We start from the raw sequence: 25,028 nt of genomic DNA, 5'->3' as shown, positions 1-25,028 counted from the left end.
CGAAGTCGCGCACGATCCGCAGCGCGAGCGGGTCGACGTGGTCGGTCGCCTCGCCGCCGGAGCGCGCCTGGTAGCGCAGTTCCAGCCGCACCTGCCCGAGCAGCGCGTGCAGCGCCTTGCCGAGGGTATGGCCGACGTAATGATCCTCGTTCTCCTGGTGCAGGTCGGCCGGGCCGAGGCGCATCGGGAACAGCGCGCCGCGCAGGTCGGCGACGATGGCGGCCAGCGCCTCGCGGATCGTCGCCTCGGTGGTGGCGTAGGTCATCAGCACCACCGGCACGACGTCGGCGTCCGGCTCGCCCGGCGCGCGGCGCTGGACGATGCTCTCCAGCGATATGCCCCGCTCGGCCATGCGCGAGGCGATGGCCGCCGCCGCGCCGATATGGTTGCGCGCGGCGAGGCGGATGTAATAGCCGCCTTCATGGCGCTGCATCGGCGTTTTCGGCGCCAGGGCCAGATCGTCGACCGGCAGACCGAACGGCGCGGAGCGGATGCCGCGCGCGATATCGGCGATGTCGGCGACGACGGCGGAAGCCGTGGCCATGCCGCCGGCGCCCGGCCCCACCAAAGTCAGTTCATTGACCGCGTCGGCATCCACCGTCACCGCATTGGTGACGCCCATCACCTGGGCGATGGCGCAGGACAGCGGCACCATGGTCGGATGGACGCGCTGCTCGACGCCATCGGGCGTGCGCTGGGCCACGCCGAGCAATTTGACGCGATAGCCGAGTTCCGCCGCCGCCTTGAGGTCGGCCAGCGAAATATGCTCGATGCCCTCGACGCTGATCGCCCCGGCGTCGAGTTTGACGCCAAAAGCCAGCGACGCCAGAATCGCCAGCTTGTGGGCGGTGTCGAAGCCGCCGATGTCGAAGGTCGGGTCGGCTTCGGCATAGCCGAGCTTTTGCGCCTCGGCGAGGCATTCGGCAAAGCCCAGTCCCTCCAGCTCCATGCGCGAGAGGATGTAATTGCAGGTGCCGTTGAGAATGCCGGAAACGCGCGCCACGCTATTGCCGGCGAGACCCTCGCGCAGGGTCTTGACGATCGGAATGCCGCCGGCCACCGAAGCCTCGAAAGCCAGAGCGACGCGATGGGCCTCCGCGAGTCGCGCCAGCGCCAGCCCGTGTTTGGCGAGCAGCGCCTTGTTGGCGGTGACCACCGACTTGCCGGCGCCAAGCGCCGTCTCGACGCTCTTGCGCGCCACACCCTCGTCGCCGCCGATCAGTTCGACGAACAGGTCGATCTTGTCGGAAGCCGCCAGCGCCGCCGGATCGTCGAACCATTCGACGCCGGACAGATCGACGCCGCGATCGCGCGACGCATCGCGGGCGGCGACGCCGGTGACGACGATGGCTCGGCCGGTGCGAGCGGCGAGGTCGCGCGCCTGCGCGCTCAAAAGGCGGACGACGGCGGCGCCGACCGTCCCCAGACCGGCGATGCCGAGGCGCAAAGGTTCAACCATGATTCAAGACCTTGAACGGCGAAAAAAGCTTTGCCGGCCTTTTGCCTTAATTTACCGGCGCGATCAATGCGCGTGCAAGGCCGCTTCGCCCGGCTCCGGCGGCGCGCCGAGCCACTTCTGCGCCTGCGCCAGCGCATAGCGGTCGGTCATGCCGGCGATATAATCGGCGATCCGCCGCGCCCGCCCCTGTTCGTCGAGGTCTTGCGCCGCTTGCGCCCATTCCTCGGGCATTTTCCAGGGTTCGGCCAGATATATCTCGAACAGGCCGCGCACGATCCGCGCGGCGTTCTTCCACACCGGCAGGATGGCGGCGTGGCGGTACATGCGGGCGAACAGAAATTCCTTCAATTCCCTTTGCGCCGCAGCCATTTCCGGCGAAAACCCCGCCACCGAGCCGCCCGCGGCGCGAATGTCGTCGATGGTGCGCGGCTGCAGCGCCGCCAGCCGCCTCGCCGTCTCGACGAAGGCGTCCTCTACGAAACGCGTGATCAGGCGGCGCACCAATTCGTGAATCACCCGCACCCGCTCCAGCCCCGGATGCAAAATCGCGATCTCTTCGAGCAATTGGCGGGGGAAATCGACTTCGCCCAGATCCTCAAGGTCGAACAGGCCGGCGCGCAGGCCGTCGTCGATGTCATGGGCATTATAGGCGATGTCGTCGGCGAGCGCCGCGCATTGCGCCTCGGCGCTCGCGTAAAGCTCCAGATCAAGGGGAACGAACGCGTCGAATTCGATGATTTCAAGCGGTATTTTTCTTGTGGCGGCCGGCCCGAGTAACGGGCCGTTATGTTTGACCAGCCCCTCCAGCGTCTCATAGCAGAGATTGAGACCGTCCCAGCCGGCATAGCGGCGCTCCAGTCTGGTGACAATGCGCAAGGCATGGGCGTTATGCTCGAAACCGCCATAGGGCGCCATGCAATGGGCAAGCACTTCCTCGCCGGCATGGCCGAAACAGGTGTGGCCAAGATCATGCGACAGCGCCGTCGCCTCGGCGAGGTCTTCGTCGAGGCCGAGGCCGCGCGCCAGCGCCCGCGAAATCTGCGCCACCTCGATCGTATGGGTCAGGCGGGTGCGGAAATGGTCGCCTTCGAAAGGGATGAACACCTGGGTCTTGTGGGCGAGGCGGCGAAAAGCGGAGGAATGGATCAAGCGGTCGCGGTCGCGCTGGAAATCGCCGCGCGTCGGCGACGGCGGCTCGGCGAACAGCCGGCCCCGGCTGCGGCGCCAGTCGGCGGCATAGGGCGCAAGCGGCTTTTCGCGCAGAAAGATCGGTCCGGAGGGCGAGGACGGCAAGGGACACCTGTGCATGGCGGCGGACGGAAAAGCCCGGCGCCGCAATCTATGGTCTTTTGCGGTTCGGTTGAATCGCAAAAGAACAGGGCTTGCCTTATTTTTCGGCTTTCCCGCGAAAAACCGGCGCCCCCTGTTCCGCGCACCTCCCCGGCGCCTTGATCGTGGGGCTTTTGCGCCAGGGCAAGGACGAGTCCTGCCCGCAATGCAGCAAATCTTTGCAATCCGCATTGACCGCAGCGGCAGCGAGACTATTTTCAGCTCAGCAACCTGAATGGGAGACAAGCATGAGCACGATCGCGCCGGAAAGCGTCGAGGCGACCGAACGGGCCCTGAAGCGCGTCGCCGAAGTTTTGCGCGACGAGGCGCCCGGATCGGTCTTGCGGGTTTCGGTCAATGGCGGCGGCTGTTCCGGCTTTCAGTATTCCTTCGACATCCTGCCCGCCGCCGAAGACGGCGACCTGATGCTCGGCGACGATCTGGCGCGGCTCGCCGTCGATCCGCTGTCGCTCGACTTCATCAAGGGCGCCCGCATCGATTTCATCGACGATCTGATGGGTTCGTCCTTCCGCATCGAAAATCCCAACGCTGTCGCCTCCTGCGGCTGCGGTACGAGTTTTGCCGTCTGACCCATGCTCCATTCGACTAGCCTGACGTCGCCGTCCTTATGCGCGGCGCGTCCGGCTGGCGCAAAAATCTTCCCGCCGGGGGTCGAGAGCCATGAGGGCTGCGAACAGCATCGACTTCTGGCGGGGCTTTGCGCTGGTGACGATCTTTATCGATCACGTGCCGGGCATCCTGTTCGAGAGATATACGTTTCGCGAATATTCGCTTTCGGATTCGGCAGAGTTGTTCGTCTTCCTCGCCGGCTTTTCGCTGCGCTTCGTGGTGCAATCCTTCGCCGACGAGCCTCTCAGCGCCCTGGTCTATCGGTTGGCCGGGCGCGCCCTGACCATCTATTTCGCGCAGCTTGTCATCACCCTGTTCGCGCTGGCGATCATCGCCGGCGCCTCGCGCATGCTCGATCAGCCCTACATCCTGCAATGGCATAATGCCGCCGCTGCTTTCGACGATCCGGTCGAGGCGCATATCGGCATGGTCCTGCTGCGCTACCAGCTCGGCTATTTCAACATCCTGCCGCTCTATGTCGTGCTGATGGCCGCCGGGCCGAGCATCGCCGCCATCGACCGGCTGTCGCCGCGCCTGCTCCTGCCTTTGTCCTTCGCGCTTTATCTTTATACCGTCGTCACCGGCTTCAACCTGCCGACATGGCCGGTCGAGGGCCATTGGTTCTTCAGCCCCTTCGCCTGGCAGTTCATCTTCATTCTCGGCTTCGTCCTCGGCGGCCCGCGCGGCTGGTCGCGCTTTTCGCCGCGAACCAAAACCATCCTGTTCTGGCTGTCCGCCGCCCAGACCGCGCTTGGAGCGACCATAGCGCTGACCGATTTCACCCCCGATCCGGCCAACCTGCCCGATCCGAAACTGTTCTTCCTGTTCGACAAGACCTATCTGTCGCCGGCGCGGGTGGTCCATGCGCTGGCGCTCGCCTGTTTCTTTTCCGGCGCCTTTGCCACTCTGTCGCGCTGGGCGGCGCCGCTGACCGAATATCTGGCGCTGCTGGGCCGCAATTCGCTCAATGTGTTCTGCACGGCTTCGCTTTTGAGCCTGTGCGGCCAGATCGCCCGCTACATGTATAACGGACGTTTGGAAATCGACTTCCTCGTGTTAATTGTCGGATTGACCGGAATGGGCATTGCCGCATGGGTATCGGAATGGCGGAAAAGGCTGGCCGAAAGGCGTGCGCGGCGCCTGGCGAAAGCCTCAGTTTAGGCCTGTTTCTGGGCCTGACGATGTTATTGGGCGCCGCGCCGTCGCTGGCGCAGGAGGCGGCGCGGTCGGCGTCGCGCTGCGAGGTTCCCGCCGACCAGCTCGCGTCGCCGGCGCCGCTGCCCCGTGTCGTGGCGGCGCTCAAATCGAGCAAGGAATTGCATATACTCACCATAGGCTCGCCGATCGGCGTTGGACGCGGGCCGCGCAAATCCTATCCCGTCGCGCTCGAAAACCTGCTCGAGCGCGCGTTGACGGGAATTGACGTGATCATCGTCAACCGGCCGGTGTCCGGAGAAACCGCCTTCACCGCCGCCGAACGGATCCGCACCGAGGTCGCCCTGTCGCGGCCCGATCTGCTGATCTGGCAGGTCGGGGCCAACGACGCCCTCGCCCGCGTGCCGCCGGCCGAATATGAGGCGGCGCTGAGTCAGGGCGTGCGCTGGGCGCGGGCGAACGGCATCGACGTCCTGCTGGTCGGTTTCGAAGCCAATCCCTGGCTGCATGACGATGCCGAGGTGTTGCGCATCCGCGAGACCACCGCCCGGGTGGCGAAAGCGGAAGACGTGCTTTACCTGCGCCGTTTCGACGCCATGCAATTCCTCGCCCGCGCGCGCGGCCGGGTCGAACAGGGCGACAAGCCTTTTCCGGCCGAGATCGGCGACGACTGCATGGCCGAACTGGTGGCGCAGGCGCTCGCCGCCAATCTCGTGCTGCGCCGCACCCGCCCGACCGGGGGCGACCCTTGACAGCCCGTTCGCCGACGCGGACCTTAGGCTCGGGCGGCGAAACAACAAGAAACCGGAGCCCCGATCTGTGGGTTCGGACCGGGGTATTGGGGGCGAGGCGAAATGGACCAGTCCGCAACGATCGCATTCCTCACGGCGGCGCTGGAGCGCGAGGCCGGCGCGCCGGTATCGAACAAGCAGACCCATGTCTCGCTGCTGTTTCTGGCCGGCGAGCGGGTGTTCAAGCTCAAGCGCGCGGTCCGCTTCCCCTATCTCGATTTTTCGACGCCGCCGCTTCGTGAAACAGCCTGCCGCGCCGAAGTGGCGCTCAATTCGCGCGCCGCGCCCAAGCTTTATCTCGGCGTCCGGCGGATCACCCGCCAGCCTGACGGCCTCGCCTTCGACGGCGACGGCGAACTGGTCGATTGCATCGTGACGATGCGGCGTTTCGCCGAATCCAACCTGTTCGACGTCATGGCGCGCGAAGACCGGCTGAGGCCGGAGCATATCGAGGCGCTCGCGGAAATTCTGGCGCGGTTTCACGCCAGCGCCGAGCGTTTCCCGCAAATCGACGGCGCCGGAATCATCGACCATCTGCTCGAACTCAACGAACTTTCCTTCGCCGACAGCCCGATCTTCCCCGCCGCCGACGTCGCGCGGCTCAATGGGCAATTTCGCGCCGAACTCGCCCGGCTCGCGCCGCTGTTCGACGCGCGCGCGGCAGGCGGCCTGGTGCGGCTGTGCCACGGCGATCTTTACTTGCGCAATATCTGCCTGTTCGAGCGGCGGCCGACCCCGTTCGACTGTATCGAATTCGACGAAAGGCTGGCGCGCATCGACGTGCTTTACGACGTCGCCTTCACGATGATGGACCTCTGGCTGAGCGGGCGGCGCGACCTCGCCAACCTGTTGTTCAACCGTTACGCCAGCGCCCTCAACCGCACTCTGCCCGACCTGCCGGCGCGGGTGCGCGACGGGTTCGCCACCCTGCCCTATTTCATGGCTCTGCGCGCGGCGATTCGCGCCCATATCGCCGCCTCGCAGGCCATCTCCTCCCATGAGCCCAACGACGGGGCGCATACGCGCGAAGCCCGCGCCTATTTCGCCCTGGCCGCCGATCTGCTGGCGCCGCGAGGCCAGATTCTGATCGCCATCGGCGGCTTGAGCGGTTCGGGCAAATCGACCATGGCCGCCGCCATCGCCGCCGAATACGGCCCGCCGCCCGGAGCCCGCACTCTCAATTCCGACCGCACCCGCAAGGCCATGCACAAGATCAGGCCGGATCAGAGACTGCCGCCGGCGGCCTATGAGATCTCGATCACCGCCGCCGTCTACCTGCGGCTGATGTCGCGCTCGCTCGACGCGCTTGCGCAGGGCGCGGCGGTGATCGTCGACGCGGTCTATTCGACCGAGGCCGAGCGCGCGGCGATCGCCAAAATCGCGCAAGAAAAACACGTCCCCTTTTTCGGTCTCTGGCTCGAGGCCGACCCCGAGATTTTGCGCAAACGCGTGTCGGAGCGCCTGAAAGGCCCCTCCGACGCCAATGTCGCGGTGCTGGAGGCGCAATTGGCGCGCGGCGCCGGCCGGATCGAATGGACGCGCGTCGACTCGTCGCGCCCCGACGCGAAGGAACAGGTCTTGCGTGCAGTGCGCGAGGTTTTGGCCAAAGCTTCGACCACCGCTCCGTCGGGCGAGGCCCGATCGGGCGGCAGGGCCGAGTGACGCCATCGGCGCTTGAAAAGGGCGAAGGGTTTCGCTCCAACTGGAGCGGCGTCGGCTGACGCCGGCGGGCGCCGGCAGGGCGTCGGAAGCAAAGCCCAATGGTATGAGGCGCTATTCGTCCGGTTTCCCTGAATTCCAGCGGGCCGACAGACGCCCGTCCTGTGACAGGCTCCGGTCGCATTCGCCGCCGACCCGGACCCGGAAGTCATGACTTCCGGGTCCGGGTATTGGAGTTGCAGACTTCATCCAGAAATGGCGATCTCGAAATTCTGCCCCTGCCACGTTCCGTAGTCGGTCCAGAAGAAGGTGAAGATCACTTCGCTGGACCCAGCCTGGTCCGTGGGAATGTCGACATAGCTGATGTCCACCAGAGTTCCAGTCGAAACCGTATCCGCAAACGTGGCCCAGCGGTCGTGCGTCCATCGCAGTCTGAACGGCTTGTTCAGGGGGATTCTGATCGTCTTTCCACGCGGAATCGACTTGAATTGCCGGTCGAAGTTCCAGACCTCCAACTTGCTGGCGGGGTGTGGCGCGAGGTAGCGGTCCGCAACGATGTCGATCAGGTCGAAAACCTTGCCGTCGGAGGCGGATCGAACCAGCTTGACATATTCCGCATGCGCCCAGCACAGGGGCATGGCCGAACCGGTCGGGCCGCCAAGCACCAGATGCGTCCCGGCAGGCGTGAAGGGACGGTTCCAGATTTGCTCGGGCAAAAGTCCGCCCTTGCCGGCAAAGTTTTCCATCGACTTGATGAAAGGCCGGACATCCTTGCCGGCGGCCAATTCATAATGCGCCCGCTCTCCGGCCAACAGCGGCCAGGGCCGTCCGACGCCGGCATAAAGGAACGGCGCGCCCTCATCCGTCTCGCCATAGCCATCCTGGGTGTACCGCCTCCAGCACGGCCCATCGGGAAGGTCATCCTTGAGGGAGAGATCGACCACCTTGAGCGAATCGACGATGATCGGATCGGTAGCCGGCCGGATCCCGTAACGGACGAGTTCCAGAAAGCCGGCATCGACGATTTCGCGCGCCGGCGCGTGCAAGTTATTGCGATTGGCGATGGTGACGACGGCCGTATTGGGGTCCTCGGGCAACGACGGATTTTTCGGGCCGTCGCCCTTCACCTGCGTGGGCAAAATCCGGATATAGTGGGTTTTCACCTGCGGATGGAGGGTTCCGGCGGTCGTCACCGTCCATGCTTCGAGCTTGGTTTCGAGCCAGTCCGCGTATTCCAGCAGGAATTGCGCCGTGGCGTGGTTGTCGGCGGCGCTGTCGGCGAAGGACGCGGCGCAGACCAGCGCCGCGATGTTCGCGGCCAGAGTGGAGGGCGAGTAGCCTTCGTTTTCCTCCCACCTTTCCTGCTGCGTCATGGGCCCGTCCGCGATCAGGGCTCCGGCGGCCTTGAGCACCATGGGCGTTGGATCGAACCGGTGAAGCGCGCCGGCCAGCTTCAGACGATAGGCCAGGATGATCGGAAACGAATATTCATCCAGTTGATGGCCGGCCCAGTGCCTTTCGCCATTGATGAAGAAGTTCTGGTCGAAGCCGCCGCCGGGCAATTGCGACTCCGCCAGATAGATCAGGCCGCGCAGCGGAAGGTGGGTCATTCCGGCGGCAAGCAGCGCCGTTGCGCTCTGACACATGTCGCGCGGCCAGACGAGGTGGTATCCGCCGTCCTGGTCGCCGTTATATTGTCCCCATGGCAAGCTCATCGACGCCACCAGGGCTCCGCTTGAAATCTTGTCCTCGTGAACCAGCAGCACGTTCCGGCTCAATCCGAAAAGGACATCGTTGTCCGACGTTATATTGGGTTTCGGCATATATACGGCCGCCGCGGAAGTCTTCCAGCTCTGCACGAATTCCGCCAGATGGCCCTGCGGCCCATCGAACGGAAAGCTCAGGGTTTGGGTGAGGAGGACCAGGGCGTTATGCGGATTGGAATCGTCGCCTTCGCCAAAAGCCAGCCCGAGGAGGAAGGTCGGCCCCTTCGAGAGATCGATTTCCCCGGTCAGCGCGATGTTGCCATTGGTGGCGCAATCGAAATCGAATTTCGGCGCTCTCCGGGCGCCCACAATATCGGTCCAGCCATCGTTGACGCCTACAAACCCGCACGATCGGGTCAAAAACGCCGAGTCTGCTCCCAGAGCCAGCCATCTGCCAGCCCGGTTGGCGACCAGAAATTCGCGCCGGGGGGTCTTCGCAACATATCCGTGGTTTTCCCCGCCGCGTCCCTGGACATGCGGCGACAGCAGAACGAAAACGCGAAGTTTCGCCAAGAACGCCGGGTCCGCCTCAATCCGGCTGTGTATCAGCAAACACGGCGCCTTGGGATTCGCGATAATCGTCTGGATGATCTTATAGGGCTGTCCGATCGCCGTGTTGGTAAGCTCATAGGCCTGCGCCTCGACGTGCAGGAGTTTGACTTCGTGCTTGAAATCCCGACGGCCATCGTGAAAAAAACTTTCTCCATCCGTGACCAGGAGCTGGAGATCCCGGATTTGCGGCGTATCCACAGTGGGATAGTAGACTTCGGTAACGACGCCGGCGGCGATGGTGAACCAGAGCGGGCTGGAATCGGAGAATGCGGTTCCGATGCCGTCCTTGTCGCCCTGGGCCCATCTGGGTTCAATCCCCGGGCCACCCGTTGCTGGATTTTTCGACAATAGAACCGCCATCTTATTGTTCCTTTCTAGCTAGGAATTTCAGTTTTCTCTTAGTAGATGTCTATTTTTAAATCGGCGCTCTTACAGATCTTGCGTTTCAGGGCGTTATCCTTACCGAAAACAATTCGATTGCGACAAGCGCGTTTCATCGCTTGCCGGCTGTTTAGGCGAAATGTGTGACGGAATCGAAGGGTAACATCAAAATGCAGAGCCAAGCATACCGATGGCGCGGATGTCAGCCATTGTGAAGACCCCCTTCATATCGAAGTAAACAGCTAAATCCATAGGCGCGTAATTCATGCTGCCGTATCCGGGATATTACGATACCGGACCGGATGTCCGGTTGCGGCAGCGACTGCTTCGCGGGCTCGCAAAACCGGCTTTCCGTGGGGCGACCTCAATCCGACGTTGAAAAAACACAAAAATTCCGTAAGCTTGACTATCATGTTGGCAACGTTGGAGCAATTCACAGCGACGTGAAGACGGCCTGAAAGTCAGGTCAACGAGACGCCGTCCTTCCCATGGAACTATAATAGCCATGGAATCAAGCTATTATGTTAAATCAACTTTAGTACAAATCGCTTACAACTACGCTACCCGATAGAGCCCTTATCCGAGGGAATCGGATCGGGGCTTCCGTTTTTTGTCTTTTACGCGTTTTCTTCACGCGAACCGGGTCCGCTTCGCTTGAAAACGCTTTAGCATCCCGATGGCGTTTGCGTGGCTCGCAGACGATCCGCGATGCCCGTTTCACTTCAAATCCAACTCGGCGTCGTGGCTCGACGCCGCTGAAAGCTTCTTCCCGACCGCGTCAACGGCAAGGTCCCTCGAAAAGCTCAGGCCGACGCCTGATCGAGCAGGTGCAGGATCGAGCGGTAACGGCGGCCCGAATAGGAGGCGAGGCCGATCTCGCAGGTGCGGCTTGTCGAATAACCCTCCCTGCATTGCGACGGCAGGCTCTCATTCAGGTGGCGCAGGGCGAATTCATTGAGCTCCGGGTTGGAAAAACCCTTGTCGCCGGCAAAGCCGCAGCATTTGACGTCGGGCGGCGCGATCACCTCGCTGGCGCATTGTTTCGCAAGTCCGAGCATCGCGTCCGCCAGCCCCATCTTGCGCACCGAACAGGTGATATGCAGCGCCACCGGTCCCGGAACCGGCCGTAGCTTCAGTTTCGGCGCGACATGCAGGCTCAGGAACTCGACCAGATCGAGCGGCGCGAAATCCTCGGTCGAAAAAGCCTTCGCCCGCTGCGCGCATTGCGACATGTCGAACACAACCGGGATTTTCCTTTGTCCCGAGGATAGTTTTTGCGCGAGTTGCTTGACCTTGTGCTCGGCGATCCCGGGAAGGCCTTTCGAGGCGAAGGGCTGGCCGCAGCATAATTCGTCCTCCCCTTCCGGCGTGACCAGCGAATAGCCGGCGCGGGCGAAAACGCGGGCGGCGACCGCCCTCAGATCCTCGCTGTCGTCGCCGCGCGGCGGCCCCATGGCGCGGCTGGCGCAGCTTTCGAAAAACAGCGCCGGCTGGCCCTGCACTGACGGCGGGGCGGATTGGGGCCAATCGGCGCGCGGAAAAGCCGGCGTCCACAAAGGCGCGGAAAATTTGTCGTGGGCGAGGCGCGCCGCCGCGTTCATTACCGAAGTTCCAAGAATTTTATGCGCGACATCGACGCCGGCCAAAGCGACGCGAGTCGCGCCAAGCGTCGCCGAGAAATGGTCGCCGATCGCGCCGCCGATTTTTTGTCTGAGCGGTCCGGCCTTTGCCGCCCGCTGCGCGCGAATAAACTCGCCTGTGTTGATTTCCAGCGGGCAGACGGTGGCGCAAAGCGAACAGGTAGAGCAGGTCGTATCGCCGGCGTAATCGTAGGTCGCCTGCATTTCGGCGAGATTGGGCGCATTCGGCGCGTCGCAGCGCAGCCGCGCCAGTTCGCGGCTGGCGACGATGCGCTGGCGCGGCGAAAAGGTCAGGCCATGCGACGGACATTGCGGCTCGCAAAAACCGCATTCGATGCAGCTGTCCACCAGCGGCGAGAGTTTCGGCAAGGGCTTGAGATTTTTCAGATGAACCTTCGGGTCGTCGTTGAGCACCACGCCGGGATTGATCAGGTTTTCCGGGTCGAGCAGCGACTTGATCCGCCGCATCAGATCGGTCGCCTTGACGCCCCATTCGCGCTCGACAAAAGGCGCCATGTTGCGTCCGGTGCCATGTTCGGCCTTGAGAGAACCGTCATATTTGCCGACGACGAGATCGGCCAGCGCCTCCATGAAGCCCGAATAGCGCGCGATTTCGCTCGGCTCGTCGAAGCCTTGGGCGAAGACGAAGTGGAGATTGCCTTCGAGCGCATGACCGAAGATGATCGCCTTGTCATAGCCATGGGCGTTGAGCAGAGACTGAAGATCGACGGTCGCCTCGGCGAGCCGCTCGACCGGAAAGGCGACGTCCTCGATGATCACCGTGGTCCCGGCCGGCCGCTTGCCCCCGACCGCAGGAAAGGTCCCCTTGCGAATATCCCAGTAGCGCTGACATTCGACCGGATCGTGCGAGAACGCCACTCCATTGAGCGTCGTCTTGGCGTCGACCGCGCCCTGCGCCTCGGCGATGCGTGCGTCCAGCGTCGCCCGGTCGGGTCCGCGCGCCTCGACCAGCAAAGCCGCGGCGCCGGGGCCCAGCGCGTCGACGTCGATCGGCATGCCCTTCTTGTGCTTGACGCTTTCGAGCGAGGCCCGGTCGAGCAACTCCACCGCCTCGACCGAGGTTTTCTTGAGCGCGCTGACTGCGCGGCAGGCCGAAGGCAGATCGGCGAAGACGATGAAGGTCGAGGCCTTGTCGCGATATTCCGGGACGGTCTTATAATCGATGCGCGACAGGAAGCCGAGCGTGCCTTCCGAGCCGATCATCAGATGGGTCAGAATATCCACGGGATCGTCGAAGTCGACGAGCGCGTTGATCGCATAGCCGGTGGTATTCTTGAGGCGGAATTTGTAGCGGATGCGCTCGGCGGTGGCCGTATCGGCGCGCGCGTCCCGCGAAACGGCGGCGAGCCCGTCGAGCAGCGCGCGATGACTGGCGCGAAAGGCGGCGACGCTTTGCGGATCGGCGGTGTCGAGCACCGCTCCATCGGCCAGCACGATACGCATCGAGGCGAGCGTATGATAGGAATTCTGGCCGGTGCCACAACACATGCCGGAGGCGTTGTTGGCGGCGATGCCGCCGATCTTGGCGGTGGCGATGGAGGCGGGATCGGGTCCGATCTTGCGGCCGAACGGCGACAGCAGGCGATTGGCGTCGCCGCCGACCAGCGAAGGCCCGAGCCGCGCCACCTCTCCGCCGGAATCGATGCCGAAGCCGCGAAAGCCTTCGCCGAGAAAGACCAGCACCGAATCGGTGACCGCCTGCCCCGACAGCGAGGTGCCGGCTGCGCGAAACGTCACCGGCGCGCGATGGCTCCGGCACAGCGCCAGCAGGCGGATCACCTGTTGTTCGTTCTCGGCAATGACGACGATTTTGGGGGTCAGGCGATAGAAACTGGCGTCGGCGCCGTAAGCGAAGGTCCGCATCGGGTCGGTGACGATTTCCATTTCGGGAAACGCCGCGCGCAGTTCCCGCTCCAGGGCGCCATAATCGATCTCCGCCATTTTGACCTCCTCCATTGGCCAGCCGCCGCCCCGCCCCCGTTTGTCCGGCGGCGGGGACTTTTTTTGTATTCCGCGCTTTTTTTTCTTACGCGCGATGGCCTGGTTTTGGACTTATGGCGCGACGACAGGAATGACCCAGGGGATGACGAATTGCTGGAACGCCACCAGGATGCTGAGCACGAACGTCAGAAAGATCGAGTGCTTGAAGGTCCGCGCGAACACCACGCCCTCCTGGCCCTTGAGATTGGTCACCGACACGCCGGTGGCGATGTTTTGCGGCGACACCATCTTGCCCATCACGCCGCCCGACGAATTGGTCGCGGCGAACAGCACCGGATTGAGACCGAGCTCGCGCGCCGTGACGACTTGCAAGTTGCCGAACAGGGCGTTGCCGGACGTGTCGCTGCCCGACAGCATCACCGCCACCCAGCCGAGGAACGGCGACAGCAGCACGAACAACATGCCGGTCGAGGCGACCGCACGGCCCAACGTATAGGCGATGCCGGAATAGTTCATCAGATAGGCGAGGCCGATGATCAGCATCACGGTGATGATCGCGAGCCAGGTCTGCTTTAAGGTTGTCCCGATGCACTGGAAAAAGGCGCCGGGCGACAGCCGGACGACGACCGCCGTGATGATCGCCGACAACAGGATCGCCGTGCCGGTGCCGAGCGGCTGGAACGTCCAGATCGCGGCATAGGGCTTGGCGCCATAGAGCGTGATCGAGATCGCGTTATGCAGTCCCGGCCACGGGATTTTCGACTGGCCAATCGCGGCCCAGCCGAAATGGGTCCAGACGATGACCAGAGCCGAAACGATCAGCCAGGGCAGCCAGCCCTGCCAGGGCGCGACCGTTCCCGTATCCTGTTGCGGGGCGAGCGACGCCGCCTTGATCGCGAATTCCGGATCGGGCGCGGGACGCCAGACCATCAAAAAGCCCAGAGTGGCGCCGAGCGAGCCGAGCGAAGCCAGCACGTCGGTGAGGGCATAGTCGAGGAAATTCGACGAAAAGAACTGCGAAAAGGCGAAACTGCCGCCCGCGACCGCCAGCACCGGCCAGAGCGCGCGCACCGAGCGCCAGCCGCCATAGACCGCCATCACATAGAACGGCAGCAGAATCGCCAGGAACGGCAATTGCCGTCCGATCATCGCGCCGAGCGCCGTCGCCGGAAGCCCGGTCACCGCGCCCAGAACCGTCACCGGCACGCCGAGCGCCCCGAAGGCCACCGGCGCTGTGTTGAAAATCAGCACGAAGACCAGAGCCTCGAGCGCCGGAAACCCGACCATGATCAACAAGGAACTGGTGATCGCCACCGGCGTGCCGAAGCCCGCGACGCCTTCGAGCAGGGCGCCGAAACAAAAGCCGATCACCACCAGCACGACCCTTCGGTCGTTGGGCAAATGCTGGATCAGCCAGGTGCGGAAGGCGTCGAAGCGGCCCGAGCGCACGGCAACATTGTAAAGCAAAAGCGCGTTGATGACGATCCACATCACCGGCCAGAGAGCGAACACCGCGCCGTTGATGACGGAATTGAAAGCCAGTTCAACCGGCATTTTCCAGACGCCGATGGCGACGGCGAGGCCGATGACGAGGCCGGCCAGCGCGGCCTGCCATCCGGGCCGGCGAAACACGCCGAGCAGCACGAGGAGCGCGATAATGGGCAAAATCGCCACAAGAAAAGAAAGGCCCAGGCTGTCCGCCACGGGCTTCAAGAGTTGACTGAACATTATCCCTCCCAATGGCCCTTGCTTGCGGCCAGATTTTCATCCCGTACGATATCGCGCCGCCCGACTCCTGGTTGACCTTTGGTCGAGGCTTTGAATTTGCTGTTTCAGCGGCTTTGAACTCTTTGCGACTTTGGTATTATTATTTTACCACCGACTGTTACAGAATTTTTTTTAACTCGCAAGAGGCGACGGAAAGATTTACGATCCGGTCATACAAAATGCCTATACGACGGGATCTGCCATGGAACCGGTCCGCAACCGGAAACTCGCCGATGCGATCGCCGAGCATCTGGAACAATTGATACTCGAAGGCGCGCTGCGTCCCGGGGAGAAACTCGCCGCCGAACGCGAACTGGCGGAAAAGCTGGCGGTGTCGCGCCCGTCGCTGCGCGAGGCGCTGGAAAAACTCCAGGCGCGCGGGCTCATCGAGACAGGCAAGTCGGGCACTTATGTCACCCAATTCATGGCCCCACTCACCGAACCGCTGGCGGCCATGCTGCAATCCAGCGAGCAGGCGCTGATCGATTATCTCGAATATCGCGGGCTGGTCGAGGGCGAAGCGGCCCGGCTGGCGGCGCTACGCGCCACCGACGTCGAACGCGACGCGATCCGCGCATGTCTCGAAGCCATGCGCGCGGCCCACCAGCTCGACGATCCGACCGTCGAAGCGAGCGCCGACGCCGATCTCCATGTCCTGATCTACGAGGCGACCCATAATCTGGTCCTGCTTCATGTGATGCGGGCGTTTTCGGCGATGCTGCGCGACGGCGTGTTCTACAACCGACATCAGCTCTATTTGCGTCCCGGCGTGCGTGACCTGCTGCTCGAACAGCATCTGGCGATCGGCGAGGCGATATTGGCGCGCCAGCCGGACAAGGCCGCCGAAGCCGCAGCCCATCACATTCGCGCCACCGCCGCCACGCTTGCGGAAATCCGCCAGGAACAATTGCGGGTTGCGCGGGCGCTGCGCCGCATGAGCCGTTCGGAATTCGTCGCCCATTGAAACCATTGGCGGTTGACAAACGGAGCGCCAAACAACGGACCAGTTGGTAATTTTGTTTTACCAAGCGAAATTTCGGGTTGTCACGCGATCGAAGGCGCCTGTAGATTGAGCCTGAGCCGAACCGGCAAAGACCGGTCGGCCAAAAACGGGATGGAAACGCCTTGAACACTCAGACAAGACCGCGCGTCGGCCTGTTCGTGACCTGTCTGGTCGATTCGCTGCGGCCCAATATCGGCTTTGCGGCGCTCCGCCTGCTGGAGGCCGCCGGGTGCGACGTCGCCGTGCCGCAGGCGCAAACCTGTTGCGGCCAGCCGTCCTTCAACAGCGGCGCCAACGACGTCACCGTTCCTGTCGCCCGCCAGACCATCGAGGCGTTTGAAAATTTCGACTATCTCGTCGCGCCGTCGGGCTCCTGCGCCGGCATGATCAAGGAGAATTATCCCGAACTTTTCGCCGATGACCCGATCTGGGGGCTGCGCGCCAAAAATCTGGCGGCGCGAACCCATGAGCTTTTGAGTTTTCTCGTCGATGTGCGCGGCTTTGCGCCGCGCGGGGCGGCGTGCAAGGCGACGGCTGTTTATCACGACAGTTGTTCGGGTCTGCGCGAACTCGGCGTCAAGGCGCAGCCGCGCAAGCTGCTCGGCGCCGTCGAGGGGCTCGAATTGCTCGCCTTCGAAGGCGACGAGACCTGCTGCGGTTTTGGGGGCACGTTCTGCGTCAAATATTCCAATATTTCGAATTCCATCGTCGGCGAAAAGGCGGCGAACGTGCGCGCCAGCGGCGCGGAGCTACTGCTCGGCGGCGATTTCAGCTGCCTGATGAACATGGCCGGCAAGCTGCACCGCGAGGGCGCGAAAACCCGGGTCTTCCATGCGGCGGAAATCCTCGCCGGCATGGCGGGCGCGGCCATTGGCGAGGAGAACTGAAGATGAGCGCGGCCTTCGATCTTCGCGTCGACAAGGCGCTGGCGGACCCCCAGCTCAAGATAGCGCTCGAGCGCACCACCGGCAATGCGCGGCGCAAGCGCGCGCTGGCCGTCGCCGCCTGGCCGGATTTCGCCGGCGCCCGCACGGCGGCCGCCGCGATCAAGGACCACGCCATCGAGCATATGGCCTATTACCTCGACATGTTCGAGCGCAACGCGCTCGCCTCGGGCGCGCAGGTCCATTGGGCGCGCGATTCCGAGGAGGCCTGCGCCATTGTCGTGGACATCTGCAAGTCGGTCGGCGCGAAAACCGTGACGCGGTCGAAGAGCATGCTCGGCGAGGAGATCGGCCTGCCCCATGCCCTGGCCGCCGCCGGGTTGCGGCGCGTCGAAACCGATCTCGCCGAACATATCATCCAGCTCGCCAACGAGACGCCGTCCCATATCATCTGGCCCGCCGCCCACCGCACCAAGGAGGACGTGGCCGAACTCTTCGCCAATTTTCACCGCGACAAGACCCCGACCACCGACATCGAATCCATGGTGGCCTCGGCGCGCAAGGAATTGCGCGAGGATTTCTTTTCCGCCGAAGTCGGCATATCCGGCGCCAATTTCCTTGTCGCCGACACCGGCGCGATCTGCACCATCACCAACGAGGGCAATGCCGAACTGACGACCACGCCGCCACGCGTGCATATCGTCACCGCCGGCATCGAGAAAATCGTCGCCGACACCGAACAGGCGCTGCAACTGACCCGCGTGCTGGTGCCCTCGGCGACCGGCGCGGACCTGACGCAATACACCAGCTTTCATTGCGGCCCGAAGCGTCCCGGCGACCTCGACGGCCCCGAGCAGTTCCATATCGTGCTGGTCGATCACGGCCGCACCCGGATGCTCAAGGAAATGCCGGAAATGCTGCGCTGCCTGCGTTGCGGCGCCTGCCTCAACCATTGCGTGGTCTATCGCGCCATCGGCGGCCACGCCTATGGCGGCGCCTATCCCGGCCCGATGGGCTCGGTGCTGACCCCCATCTTCGACGGTCTCGAAACGACGCGCGACCTGCCCAACGCCTGCACGCTCAACGGCCAATGCAAGCAGGTCTGCCCGGTCGATATACCGCTGCCGACCCTGTTGCGCGGCTGGCGCGAAAAGAGCTGGAACGGCGGCATGGAGCCGGTCAAGACGCAGATCGCCATAAAACTCCATGCCTTCGCCGCCGCGCGCCCCGCGCTCTACCGTTTTGGCCAGAGTTTCGCCCTGCCGCTGATGCGTTTTTTTGCGCAAGGCGGCTGGATTTCGAAAATGCCGCTGACTTCGGGCTGGACGGCGGCGCGCGACCTGCCCAAACCCCCGGCGAAAAGCTTTATGGCGCAATATGCCGCCAGAAAAGGAACCGGCCAATGAGCGCGCGCGCCGCCATCTTCGCCGCCATCCGCGCCACACGGCCCGAGGTGGCGACGCCGCAGACCATCGCCGCGCAGGCGGCGCAATGCACGGCGCAAATGCGCGCGAGCCTCGTCCCGCTGACGGGAGACGATCTGGTCGCCGTGTTCACCGCGCGCGCCAGCGCCGAAAAGGTCGGCGCAACCGTCGAACGCGTGGCGGAACTCGCCGACCTGCCGCAGGCGGTCGCGCGCTATCTCGCCGCCAATGGCCTGAAAACGCAATTTGCGCTGCAACCCGATCCGCGCCTGCAAGAACTCGACTGGGGGGAGCTTGAACCCAACGCGCCGTTGCGGCCCGATTCTGCCGTCGCCGTCGGTCTGGCGCTGGGCGGCGTCGCCGAAACGGGATCGCTGGTATTCCATTCCGGCCCGACCGCGCCGACGCTTTACGGTTTCCTGCCGCTGCATCATCTGGTCGCAATCGACGCGAAAACGCTTTTGCCGCGCCTCGAGGATTACGCCCGCTCGCAACTCGGAGAGCCGGCGCCGCGCAATGTCAATCTGATCACCGGCGCGAGCGGCACCACCGATATAGAAGGCGTGCTGGCGCGCGGCGCCCACGGCCCGCGAAGGTTGCATATTGTGTTTTTTGGGTGAGGATGGCGCTCAGGATGGGATGCTCGCCCACGCTCTCATCAATGAACGTGAACCGGGAAAGGTGGGAATCGTAGTCTGCGTGCAAGCATGAATCATCTTTGACTTTATCGGCTTTTTCTGCGCAGTCATTGCGAGCGAAGCGAAGCAATCCAGAAACCTATCCGCCTATGAAATGTTTTTTTAGTATGATTACGACTGAATAATATTTGTTAATGTTATAACGGTAGTTCTGGATTGCTTCGCTTCGCTCGCAATGACAGCTCCAAATTACGCGAAATCTCTTCACCCTTTCAACCCGGCACGCCGCCATAGCGTCCAATCTGGTCGTCGTGAATGGCCAGCACTTCGACAACGGTTAGATAGTCGGTCACTCAGCGAGCTTCTTGTAAAGCGGCGCAAATTTCTCGTGGCTGGCCTGATAGGCCGCCATGACATGGGCGCGCGGACGGGCTTGCTTGCGCTTTTCGATCAGATCGGCGAGCGCCTCGTCAACCAGAACCTGTAGTTGGCGGCCTTCGCTCTGGGCGATTTCGCGGAGGGTGCGCAGAATTTCCGAATTCACCTGGGTTGCGAATTTCTCGCGGCTCGATGTCGCCATGGCGCGTCTCCTTATCATCCATCATGTCATGATAGATCAAGAAACATCAAGACGCCGGTCGGGGTTTTTGAGGCCTATCTTGCGCGTTAGCAGGCGGCTTTGACGAATGGGCAGGATTGCGCCTCGTTTGGAGGATTAAGCCCGGACACAACTCGGGGAGCCTCCGCCGCGCAATGTGAATCTGATCACCGGTGCGAGCGGCGCCACCGATATCGAGGCCGTGCTGGTGCGCGGCGCCCACGGCCCGCGAAGGTTGCATATCGTGTTTTTTGGCTGAGGGCGCGGGTCATGATTGGATGCACGGCCACTGTTCTCATGAACAACAGGGAACGGCGGGAAGCGGAAGGGCGTCAGCGCGGCTTGGAAAGGCGGTTTTGCACCAATATGCAGCCAACGGCAGAGCTTCGCACCTAAATTCTGAAAGCAAAGGCGGGAAACCTGCTGCGAAAAGCTGCTAAATTTCTCAGTAAAACTGGCTCAGTTTTTATCAAGTCATTGGCAACGGGGCTGAAGGTTTGAGCATCTCGGTCGCGGATGTGGTCACAATAATCGGCACGGAATCGCACCAAAAACAGAGCGTCAATTAACAGCCTTGTTTTGGTTTGCGATGATTTCGCTTACCAGCTTGTCAACAATCGCCTCGGCGATTTCGTCCCTCGTTTCATCATAAGGAGCTACCGTAAATCGATTGTTAGCATCGGCGTCCATCATAACGTAGAGGCCTTTGAGCGAACGCGGCGCAAACAATGTGTATGTCTCGTATTCGTAGTCTATTCCCTTAAGATCGTTTGGAAGGTATTTTTTAGTAAGCGCATAAATTGGATCATATGGCGTGGCCGCGCGAAGCTTGTCCGTCACGCCGGAAGCTGTCTCTGAATTGATTAACACCCCAACGATTTCTTGTTGTTCGGGGGAGAATGAAAGCCTCATTGCATCCGCTAGTGCCTTTCCGATGGTAACGGTCCCCGGTCGTGCGGCCTTGGTCGTCCTGAAAAAGCGATCAATCTCATGACCGATAAAGTCAGTCCGGGATTCGCGAATTGAAGACCATCCAAACGGTTCGAAACTTGATAGGCAGAGACGGCGGGTTGCCATTGCCACCTCGACAGGCGTTGCTTCGCGCCCGTAGTAATCCTTGAGAAGGTCGGGAATGGATGGAGTGAGAATCTCATCTCTTAACGTGCCGATGGATGACGCGTGGACGATGTAGTCCATGAAGACCTTTATCGGTGACTTGACGTGTTCAGTAAGACCGCAGTCAAAATTACGATCAAAATTTGGGCCCTCCTCGTTCTCTGTAGCAAAAAGAGAGACGCACTGGTTTGCAACAGAAAGGGCTGCATCAATAAGTCTGTGACCGACTTCTGATACGTCTAATTCATTCGTCGAACAGAGTATCCATATTTCGTCCCCTATTCCTTTGACCGTAAAAAAGCGCATGAGGTCAATTGGTTTGGACGCTCCATATGGGCTTACACAGGATGAATAAAACAATTTTTCGATGCGACAGAATTCCCTGTAGATAGCTTCGTTGACGCGGCTGATCTTGGCTCCATCGCCTCTGGCCACCTTCATCGCTCGTCGTTTTGCATCTGTCGATCCAACAAGATCAATTGAGATCGATATGATGCCTTCAGATGATGCGACACTCGCTTTTGTCTCTGGCAGCTTTCCTAACTCCGCTTCCAAAATCCCCAGAAGCGACTTGTGTGGGCTTTGATTTGAAATCGCCTCCGCTGTAATTCCTCGCAGACGACTGAGCAGAGATTGAACATTTGACTTGGCCTCCGCCGAACAAAGGCAGAAAATAACGGTCGCGGCAACTTCAGCTTGGGATTGATTGCCGCCAAGCAAGGCGAGTTTCAGGGCGAGTTCGTTCATGCCGGGAAACGGCGGCGTAGCAATTAAATCTGCCGACACACCAAAAGTCGCCACAACCTTCTTTGCTTCTTCGGCATTGAGATGAGAGGCTGCGAATGCGGCGATTGCCACATCGCCATCCAATGGCCTCCCGATCAATTGTAGGAAGGCTATCGCTGAGGAGACTATTTCCAAGGTCAGAGGACTATATTGTGAGCCGCTCTCTTTTAAACCGTCGGCTATGCACGAAAAAATGTCAGAAATTGTTGGCATCTGTAATTCCAAAATCTTAAAGTCATATGATTCGGTACCAAGCGAGAACCGATACTATTTATCGTTTTTTTCGTCAAGGAAGTTAGCGGCGTCGTTGCCGGCGCGGAAGTCGTCTTCGGGGCCGTGTTGAGACGTTCGCCGATCCGATCAGGAAGGTCTCAAATCAGCCGGTTCCAGCCATCCCCAAAACTCCAAGCGCGCGATCCATCCCCTCCCCCCTGCCTCTTTCGACGCGACGTTGCCGAAAAAGGCGGTTAGTATCGGTTTCGGAAACGGGAAGTATGCGCCGAAAAGCCCATCAAGCGGCTGGCGGAGATGACCCGAATGAGGAAAGCCACCTGGGGAGGAGGCGCCTTGCATACGCAAAACTGCTGCTTGGACGCGGCGTCGCAACCGACGCCGTCAGTCGAAACGGGATTCCATCGCCAGTGTCTGCCAGGCGCGGGCGGCGTCGGAGAGGTAGGCGCCCTCGCGCCAGACCAGAGCCAGCCGCCAATCGACGTCGGGCTCGTCAAGCAGCAGGCTGACGACGCCGACGCGGGCGCGGCGCCGGTCGAGCAGGCGCGGCAGGAAGGCGGCGCCCATGCCCGCCGCCACCAGTTCGACAATGAAGTCGATCTGGGTGGAGCGCGCCGCGACCGTCGGCTCGAAACCCTTGGCATGGCAGGCGTTGAGGATGACGCGGTTTTGGGCGAAGCCGGTTTCGAACAGGATCAGCGGAACATCGCGCAAATCCTCGATGCGCAGGCTTTCGCGCGACGCCAGTTCGCTGCCGCTCGCCACCAAAGTCATCAGCGGATCGCGGCGGATTTCATGCCAGGCGAAATCCGGATCGACTGGCAGCAGCGACGCCGCGAAATCGATTTCGCCGAGCCGCAAAATTTCTTCGAGCCGCGCGCTGCCATGCTCGACCAGCCTGATGTCAATGTCCGGATAAAGCTTGCGGAAACGCGAAAACAGCGGCGCGAACAGGATGCCGCTGCCGACCGGCGGCAGGCCGAGTCGCAGCACGCCGCGCTTGAGCCCGCGCAATGCGGCGATCTCGGCAAAAAGATCGTCGCGCTCGGCCAGCATCCGCAAAGCCCGCGCGTAGACCGCCTCGCCAACCGCCGTCAGCCGGGGTTTTGGCGCCTGCCGGTCGAGCAGCGGCGCGCCGATTTCATCCTCGATCTGGCGGACCGCCTTGCTGACCGTGGACTGGGTCGCGCAGAGGGTCTTGCCGGCGGCGGTGAAGCCGTTCTGGCGGACCACCTCGACAAAGGCGCGCAAGGTCTTGAGTTCCATGCCCATTCCATTATCGAATGGACATTAGGAAATCAATTCATTTCCCGACTTGGCCAAACGGGCGTAATCTATCCCGCATAAACAAAAAGACGTGAGAGCGAACCAAATGCGCGAAGGCGGCTTTTAGTCAGAAGCGCCGCCGCTTGCGCCAACCCGGAACGCCTGCGCGTCTCGGAAAAACCTTCGGAGGAAACAATGGACAGCAATGACTCGGTGCAAGAGACGCGGGAATGGCTTGAAGCGCTGAACTCGGTGCAGACCTTCGAGGGGGTCAAACGGGTGGACGCCCTGCTCGATGTGGTGGTCACGGAGGCGCGCAAGAATGGCGCAAAACTGCCTTTCGCCTGGAACACCGCCTATATCAACTCCATTCCGGTCGCGGACCAGCCGGAGCCTCCGGGCGAGCGGCAGATCGAGTCGAAAATCCGCGCCGCAATCCGCTGGAACGCCGCCGCCATCGTGCTCAAGGCCAACAAGGCGTCCTCGGAACTCGGCGGCCATATCGCCTCGTTCCAGTCGGCGGCGACGCTTTACGACGTCGGCTTCATGCATTTCTGGCGCGCGCCGAGCGAGAACCACGCCGGCGACCTGATCTTCATCCAGGGCCATTCCTCGCCCGGCATTTACGCCCGCGCCTTTCTCGAAGGCCGCATCACCGAGGAGCAGATCGTCAATTTCCGGCAGGAAGTCGATGGCAAGGGCCTGTCCTCCTATCCCCATCCCTGGCTGATGCCGGATTTCTGGCAGTTTCCGACGGTGTCGATGGGCCTTGGGCCGCTGATGGCGATCTATCAGGCGCGGTTCCTGCGCTATCTCGAAGGGCGCGGCCTGATCGAGACCCATGAGCGCAAGGTCTGGGCCTTCATGGGCGACGGCGAGATGGACGAGCCGGAATCGCTCGGCGCCATTTCTCTCGCCGGACGCGAAAAGCTCGACAATCTGATCTTCGTCATCAATTGCAACCTCCAGCGCCTCGACGGCCCGGTGCGCGGCAATGGCAAGATCATTCAGGAACTGGAGGCGGATTTTCGCGGCTCCGGCTGGAACGTCATCAAGCTGGTCTGGGGCGCCGGCTGGGACGAGCTTTTGGCGCGCGACGTGACGGGGCGCCTGCGGCAATTGATGGAAGAATGCGTCGATGGCGAATATCAGGATTTCAAGTCGAAGAACGGCGCCTATATCCGCGAGAAATTCTTCGGCCGCTATCCCGAAACGGCGGCGATGGTCGCCGACTGGTCGGACGAGAAAATCTGGTCGCTGACGCGCGGCGGCCACGATTCGCGCAAAATCTTCGCGGCTTACAAGGCGGCCAGCGAGCACAAGGGCCAGCCGACGCTGATCCTCGCCAAGACGGTCAAGGGCTATGGCATGGGTTCGGCCGGCGAAGCGCAGATGATGTCGCATCAGGCCAAGAAGATGAATCTGGAGGCGCTCAAGCAGTTCCGCGACCGTTTCCGGATTCCGGTCGAGGACAGCGAACTCGAACATCTGCCGCTGATCAAATTCCCGGCCGGTTCGGAAGAAGATAATTATCTCCACGCCGCGCGCAAAAAGCTCGGCGGCTATCTGCCGGCGCGCCGGCGCCAGTCGGAGCCTCTGGTCATTCCGCCGCTGTCGGCTTTCGAGCAGCAATTGCAATCGACGCAGGGGCGCGAAATCTCGACCACCATGGCCTTCGTGCGGGTGCTCAACACCTTGTTGCGCGACAAGAATATCGGCAAGCGCGTGGTGCCGATCGTGCCCGACGAATCCCGCACTTTCGGCATGGAGGGCATGTTCCGGCAATATGGCATTTTCTCGCAGGTCGGCCAGCTTTACCGCCCGCAGGACGCCGATCAACTCTCGTACTACAAGGAAGACCGCTCCGGCCAGATGCTGCAGGAAGGCATCAACGAGGCCGGCGCCATGGCGTCGTGGATCGCGGCGGCGACCTCCTATTCCAATTCCAACACGCCGATGATCCCGTTCTACATCTATTATTCGATGTTCGG

At 62.1% G+C, this 25,028-nt stretch carries 16 protein-coding genes and 2 pseudogenes; 10 read left to right on the top strand and 8 right to left on the bottom strand.

The window, feature by feature from the left end; genetic code table 11:
* Positions 1-214: 214 nt before the first annotated feature.
* Together QZY01_RS04260 and QZY01_RS04255 are read right to left on the bottom strand one after the other, a co-directional pair.
* Positions 215-1,459 (bottom strand): annotated as a pseudogene (locus QZY01_RS04260) (homoserine dehydrogenase); the annotation flags it as partial.
* A 63-nt stretch (positions 1,460-1,522) separates the two neighbouring features.
* Complete coding sequence (locus QZY01_RS04255; protein WP_294533766.1) at positions 1,523-2,752, bottom strand: deoxyguanosinetriphosphate triphosphohydrolase; 1,230 nt, start codon at positions 2,750-2,752, stop codon at positions 1,523-1,525.
* Between the two features lie 284 nt (positions 2,753-3,036).
* On the opposite strand from QZY01_RS04255, the gene QZY01_RS04250 reads away from it, so the two are divergent.
* From QZY01_RS04250 to QZY01_RS04235, 4 genes are all read left to right on the top strand, one after another.
* Positions 3,037-3,378 carry an iron-sulfur cluster assembly accessory protein gene (locus tag QZY01_RS04250; RefSeq protein ID WP_294533763.1) on the top strand — a complete coding sequence of 114 codons (342 nt, stop codon included), beginning with the start codon at positions 3,037-3,039 and terminating at the stop codon, positions 3,376-3,378.
* Between the two features lie 91 nt (positions 3,379-3,469).
* On the top strand, positions 3,470-4,579 hold the full coding sequence (gene opgC, locus QZY01_RS04245; protein WP_294533760.1) for an OpgC domain-containing protein: 1,110 nt from the start codon (positions 3,470-3,472) through the stop codon (positions 4,577-4,579).
* A gap of 20 nt (positions 4,580-4,599) precedes the next feature.
* Positions 4,600-5,325, top strand: coding sequence for a GDSL-type esterase/lipase family protein (locus tag QZY01_RS04240; protein WP_294533758.1), 726 nt, complete (start codon positions 4,600-4,602; stop codon positions 5,323-5,325).
* Positions 5,326-5,427: 102 nt separating this feature from the next.
* Complete coding sequence (locus QZY01_RS04235; RefSeq protein WP_294533755.1) at positions 5,428-7,026, top strand: bifunctional aminoglycoside phosphotransferase/ATP-binding protein; 1,599 nt, start codon at positions 5,428-5,430, stop codon at positions 7,024-7,026.
* A gap of 242 nt (positions 7,027-7,268) precedes the next feature.
* Here QZY01_RS04235 and QZY01_RS04230 read toward each other — a convergent pair whose 3' ends face one another.
* From QZY01_RS04230 to QZY01_RS04220, 3 genes are all read right to left on the bottom strand, one after another.
* The gene (locus QZY01_RS04230; protein WP_294533752.1) at positions 7,269-9,701 is read right to left on the bottom strand and encodes a glycoside hydrolase family 15 protein; all 2,433 of its coding nucleotides are present in this window, start codon (positions 9,699-9,701) and stop codon (positions 7,269-7,271) included.
* A gap of 824 nt (positions 9,702-10,525) precedes the next feature.
* The gene (locus QZY01_RS04225; protein WP_294533749.1) at positions 10,526-13,324 is read right to left on the bottom strand and encodes an FAD-binding and (Fe-S)-binding domain-containing protein; all 2,799 of its coding nucleotides are present in this window, start codon (positions 13,322-13,324) and stop codon (positions 10,526-10,528) included.
* 111 nt (positions 13,325-13,435) lie between these two features.
* Entirely contained in the window at positions 13,436-15,052 is a 1,617-nt protein-coding gene (locus tag QZY01_RS04220; protein ID WP_294533746.1) for an L-lactate permease, read from the bottom strand.
* Positions 15,053-15,293: 241 nt separating this feature from the next.
* Here QZY01_RS04220 and QZY01_RS04215 point away from each other — a divergent pair, with 241 nt between their 5' ends.
* From QZY01_RS04215 to QZY01_RS04200, 4 genes are all read left to right on the top strand, one after another.
* A complete protein-coding gene (locus QZY01_RS04215) occupies positions 15,294-16,055 on the top strand; it encodes an FCD domain-containing protein (RefSeq protein WP_294533743.1) in 762 nt (253 codons plus the stop codon).
* A gap of 161 nt (positions 16,056-16,216) precedes the next feature.
* Positions 16,217-16,981, top strand: coding sequence for a (Fe-S)-binding protein (locus tag QZY01_RS04210; protein ID WP_294533740.1), 765 nt, complete (start codon positions 16,217-16,219; stop codon positions 16,979-16,981).
* Positions 16,982-16,983: 2 nt separating this feature from the next.
* Positions 16,984-18,384, top strand: coding sequence for a lactate utilization protein B (locus tag QZY01_RS04205; RefSeq protein WP_294533737.1), 1,401 nt, complete (start codon positions 16,984-16,986; stop codon positions 18,382-18,384).
* On the top strand, positions 18,381-19,022 hold the full coding sequence (locus tag QZY01_RS04200) for a lactate utilization protein (protein WP_294533735.1): 642 nt from the start codon (positions 18,381-18,383) through the stop codon (positions 19,020-19,022). Before QZY01_RS04205 ends, QZY01_RS04200 begins: the two co-directional genes overlap by 4 nt.
* Positions 19,023-19,389: 367 nt before the next feature.
* Here the strand turns inward: QZY01_RS04200 and QZY01_RS04195 are convergent, their stop codons facing one another.
* On the bottom strand, positions 19,390-19,620 hold the full coding sequence (locus QZY01_RS04195) for a hypothetical protein (RefSeq protein ID WP_294533733.1): 231 nt from the start codon (positions 19,618-19,620) through the stop codon (positions 19,390-19,392).
* Positions 19,621-19,789: 169 nt separating this feature from the next.
* Between QZY01_RS04195 and QZY01_RS04190 the strand changes: the two are divergent.
* Positions 19,790-19,897 (top strand): annotated as a pseudogene (locus tag QZY01_RS04190) (LUD domain-containing protein); the annotation flags it as partial.
* A gap of 302 nt (positions 19,898-20,199) precedes the next feature.
* Here QZY01_RS04190 and QZY01_RS04185 read toward each other — a convergent pair.
* Together QZY01_RS04185 and QZY01_RS04180 are read right to left on the bottom strand one after the other, a co-directional pair.
* Positions 20,200-21,753, bottom strand: coding sequence for a hypothetical protein (locus QZY01_RS04185; protein ID WP_294533730.1), 1,554 nt, complete (start codon positions 21,751-21,753; stop codon positions 20,200-20,202).
* A gap of 402 nt (positions 21,754-22,155) precedes the next feature.
* On the bottom strand, positions 22,156-23,037 hold the full coding sequence (locus QZY01_RS04180) for a LysR family transcriptional regulator (RefSeq protein ID WP_294533727.1): 882 nt from the start codon (positions 23,035-23,037) through the stop codon (positions 22,156-22,158).
* Between the two features lie 195 nt (positions 23,038-23,232).
* Here QZY01_RS04180 and aceE point away from each other — a divergent pair.
* Positions 23,233-25,028 (top strand): pyruvate dehydrogenase (acetyl-transferring), homodimeric type (gene aceE / locus QZY01_RS04175; RefSeq protein WP_294533724.1); only part of this gene is annotated, 1,796 nt, incomplete at its 3' end.

The sequence above is a fragment of the uncultured Rhodoblastus sp. genome (assembly GCF_903903185.1).
In the GTDB taxonomy this organism is placed as follows: Bacteria; Pseudomonadota; Alphaproteobacteria; order Rhizobiales; family Beijerinckiaceae; genus Rhodoblastus.
This window is presented reverse-complemented; position numbering and strand designations above follow the sequence as displayed.

Coding starts and splice junctions, on each gene's coding strand:
- QZY01_RS04250 (WP_294533763.1), top strand. CDS start 3,037: ATGAGCACGATCGCGCCGGAAAGCGTCGAGGCGACCGAACGGGCCCTG.
- opgC (WP_294533760.1), top strand. CDS start 3,470: ATGAGGGCTGCGAACAGCATCGACTTCTGGCGGGGCTTTGCGCTGGTG.
- QZY01_RS04240 (WP_294533758.1), top strand. CDS start 4,600: ATGTTATTGGGCGCCGCGCCGTCGCTGGCGCAGGAGGCGGCGCGGTCG.
- QZY01_RS04235 (WP_294533755.1), top strand. CDS start 5,428: ATGGACCAGTCCGCAACGATCGCATTCCTCACGGCGGCGCTGGAGCGC.
- QZY01_RS04230 (WP_294533752.1), bottom strand. CDS start 9,701: ATGGCGGTTCTATTGTCGAAAAATCCAGCAACGGGTGGCCCGGGGATT.
- QZY01_RS04225 (WP_294533749.1), bottom strand. CDS start 13,324: ATGGCGGAGATCGATTATGGCGCCCTGGAGCGGGAACTGCGCGCGGCG.
- QZY01_RS04220 (WP_294533746.1), bottom strand. CDS start 15,052: ATGTTCAGTCAACTCTTGAAGCCCGTGGCGGACAGCCTGGGCCTTTCT.
- QZY01_RS04215 (WP_294533743.1), top strand. CDS start 15,294: ATGGAACCGGTCCGCAACCGGAAACTCGCCGATGCGATCGCCGAGCAT.
- QZY01_RS04205 (WP_294533737.1), top strand. CDS start 16,984: ATGAGCGCGGCCTTCGATCTTCGCGTCGACAAGGCGCTGGCGGACCCC.
- QZY01_RS04200 (WP_294533735.1), top strand. CDS start 18,381: ATGAGCGCGCGCGCCGCCATCTTCGCCGCCATCCGCGCCACACGGCCC.
- QZY01_RS04195 (WP_294533733.1), bottom strand. CDS start 19,620: ATGGCGACATCGAGCCGCGAGAAATTCGCAACCCAGGTGAATTCGGAA.
- QZY01_RS04185 (WP_294533730.1), bottom strand. CDS start 21,753: ATGCCAACAATTTCTGACATTTTTTCGTGCATAGCCGACGGTTTAAAA.
- QZY01_RS04180 (WP_294533727.1), bottom strand. CDS start 23,037: ATGGAACTCAAGACCTTGCGCGCCTTTGTCGAGGTGGTCCGCCAGAAC.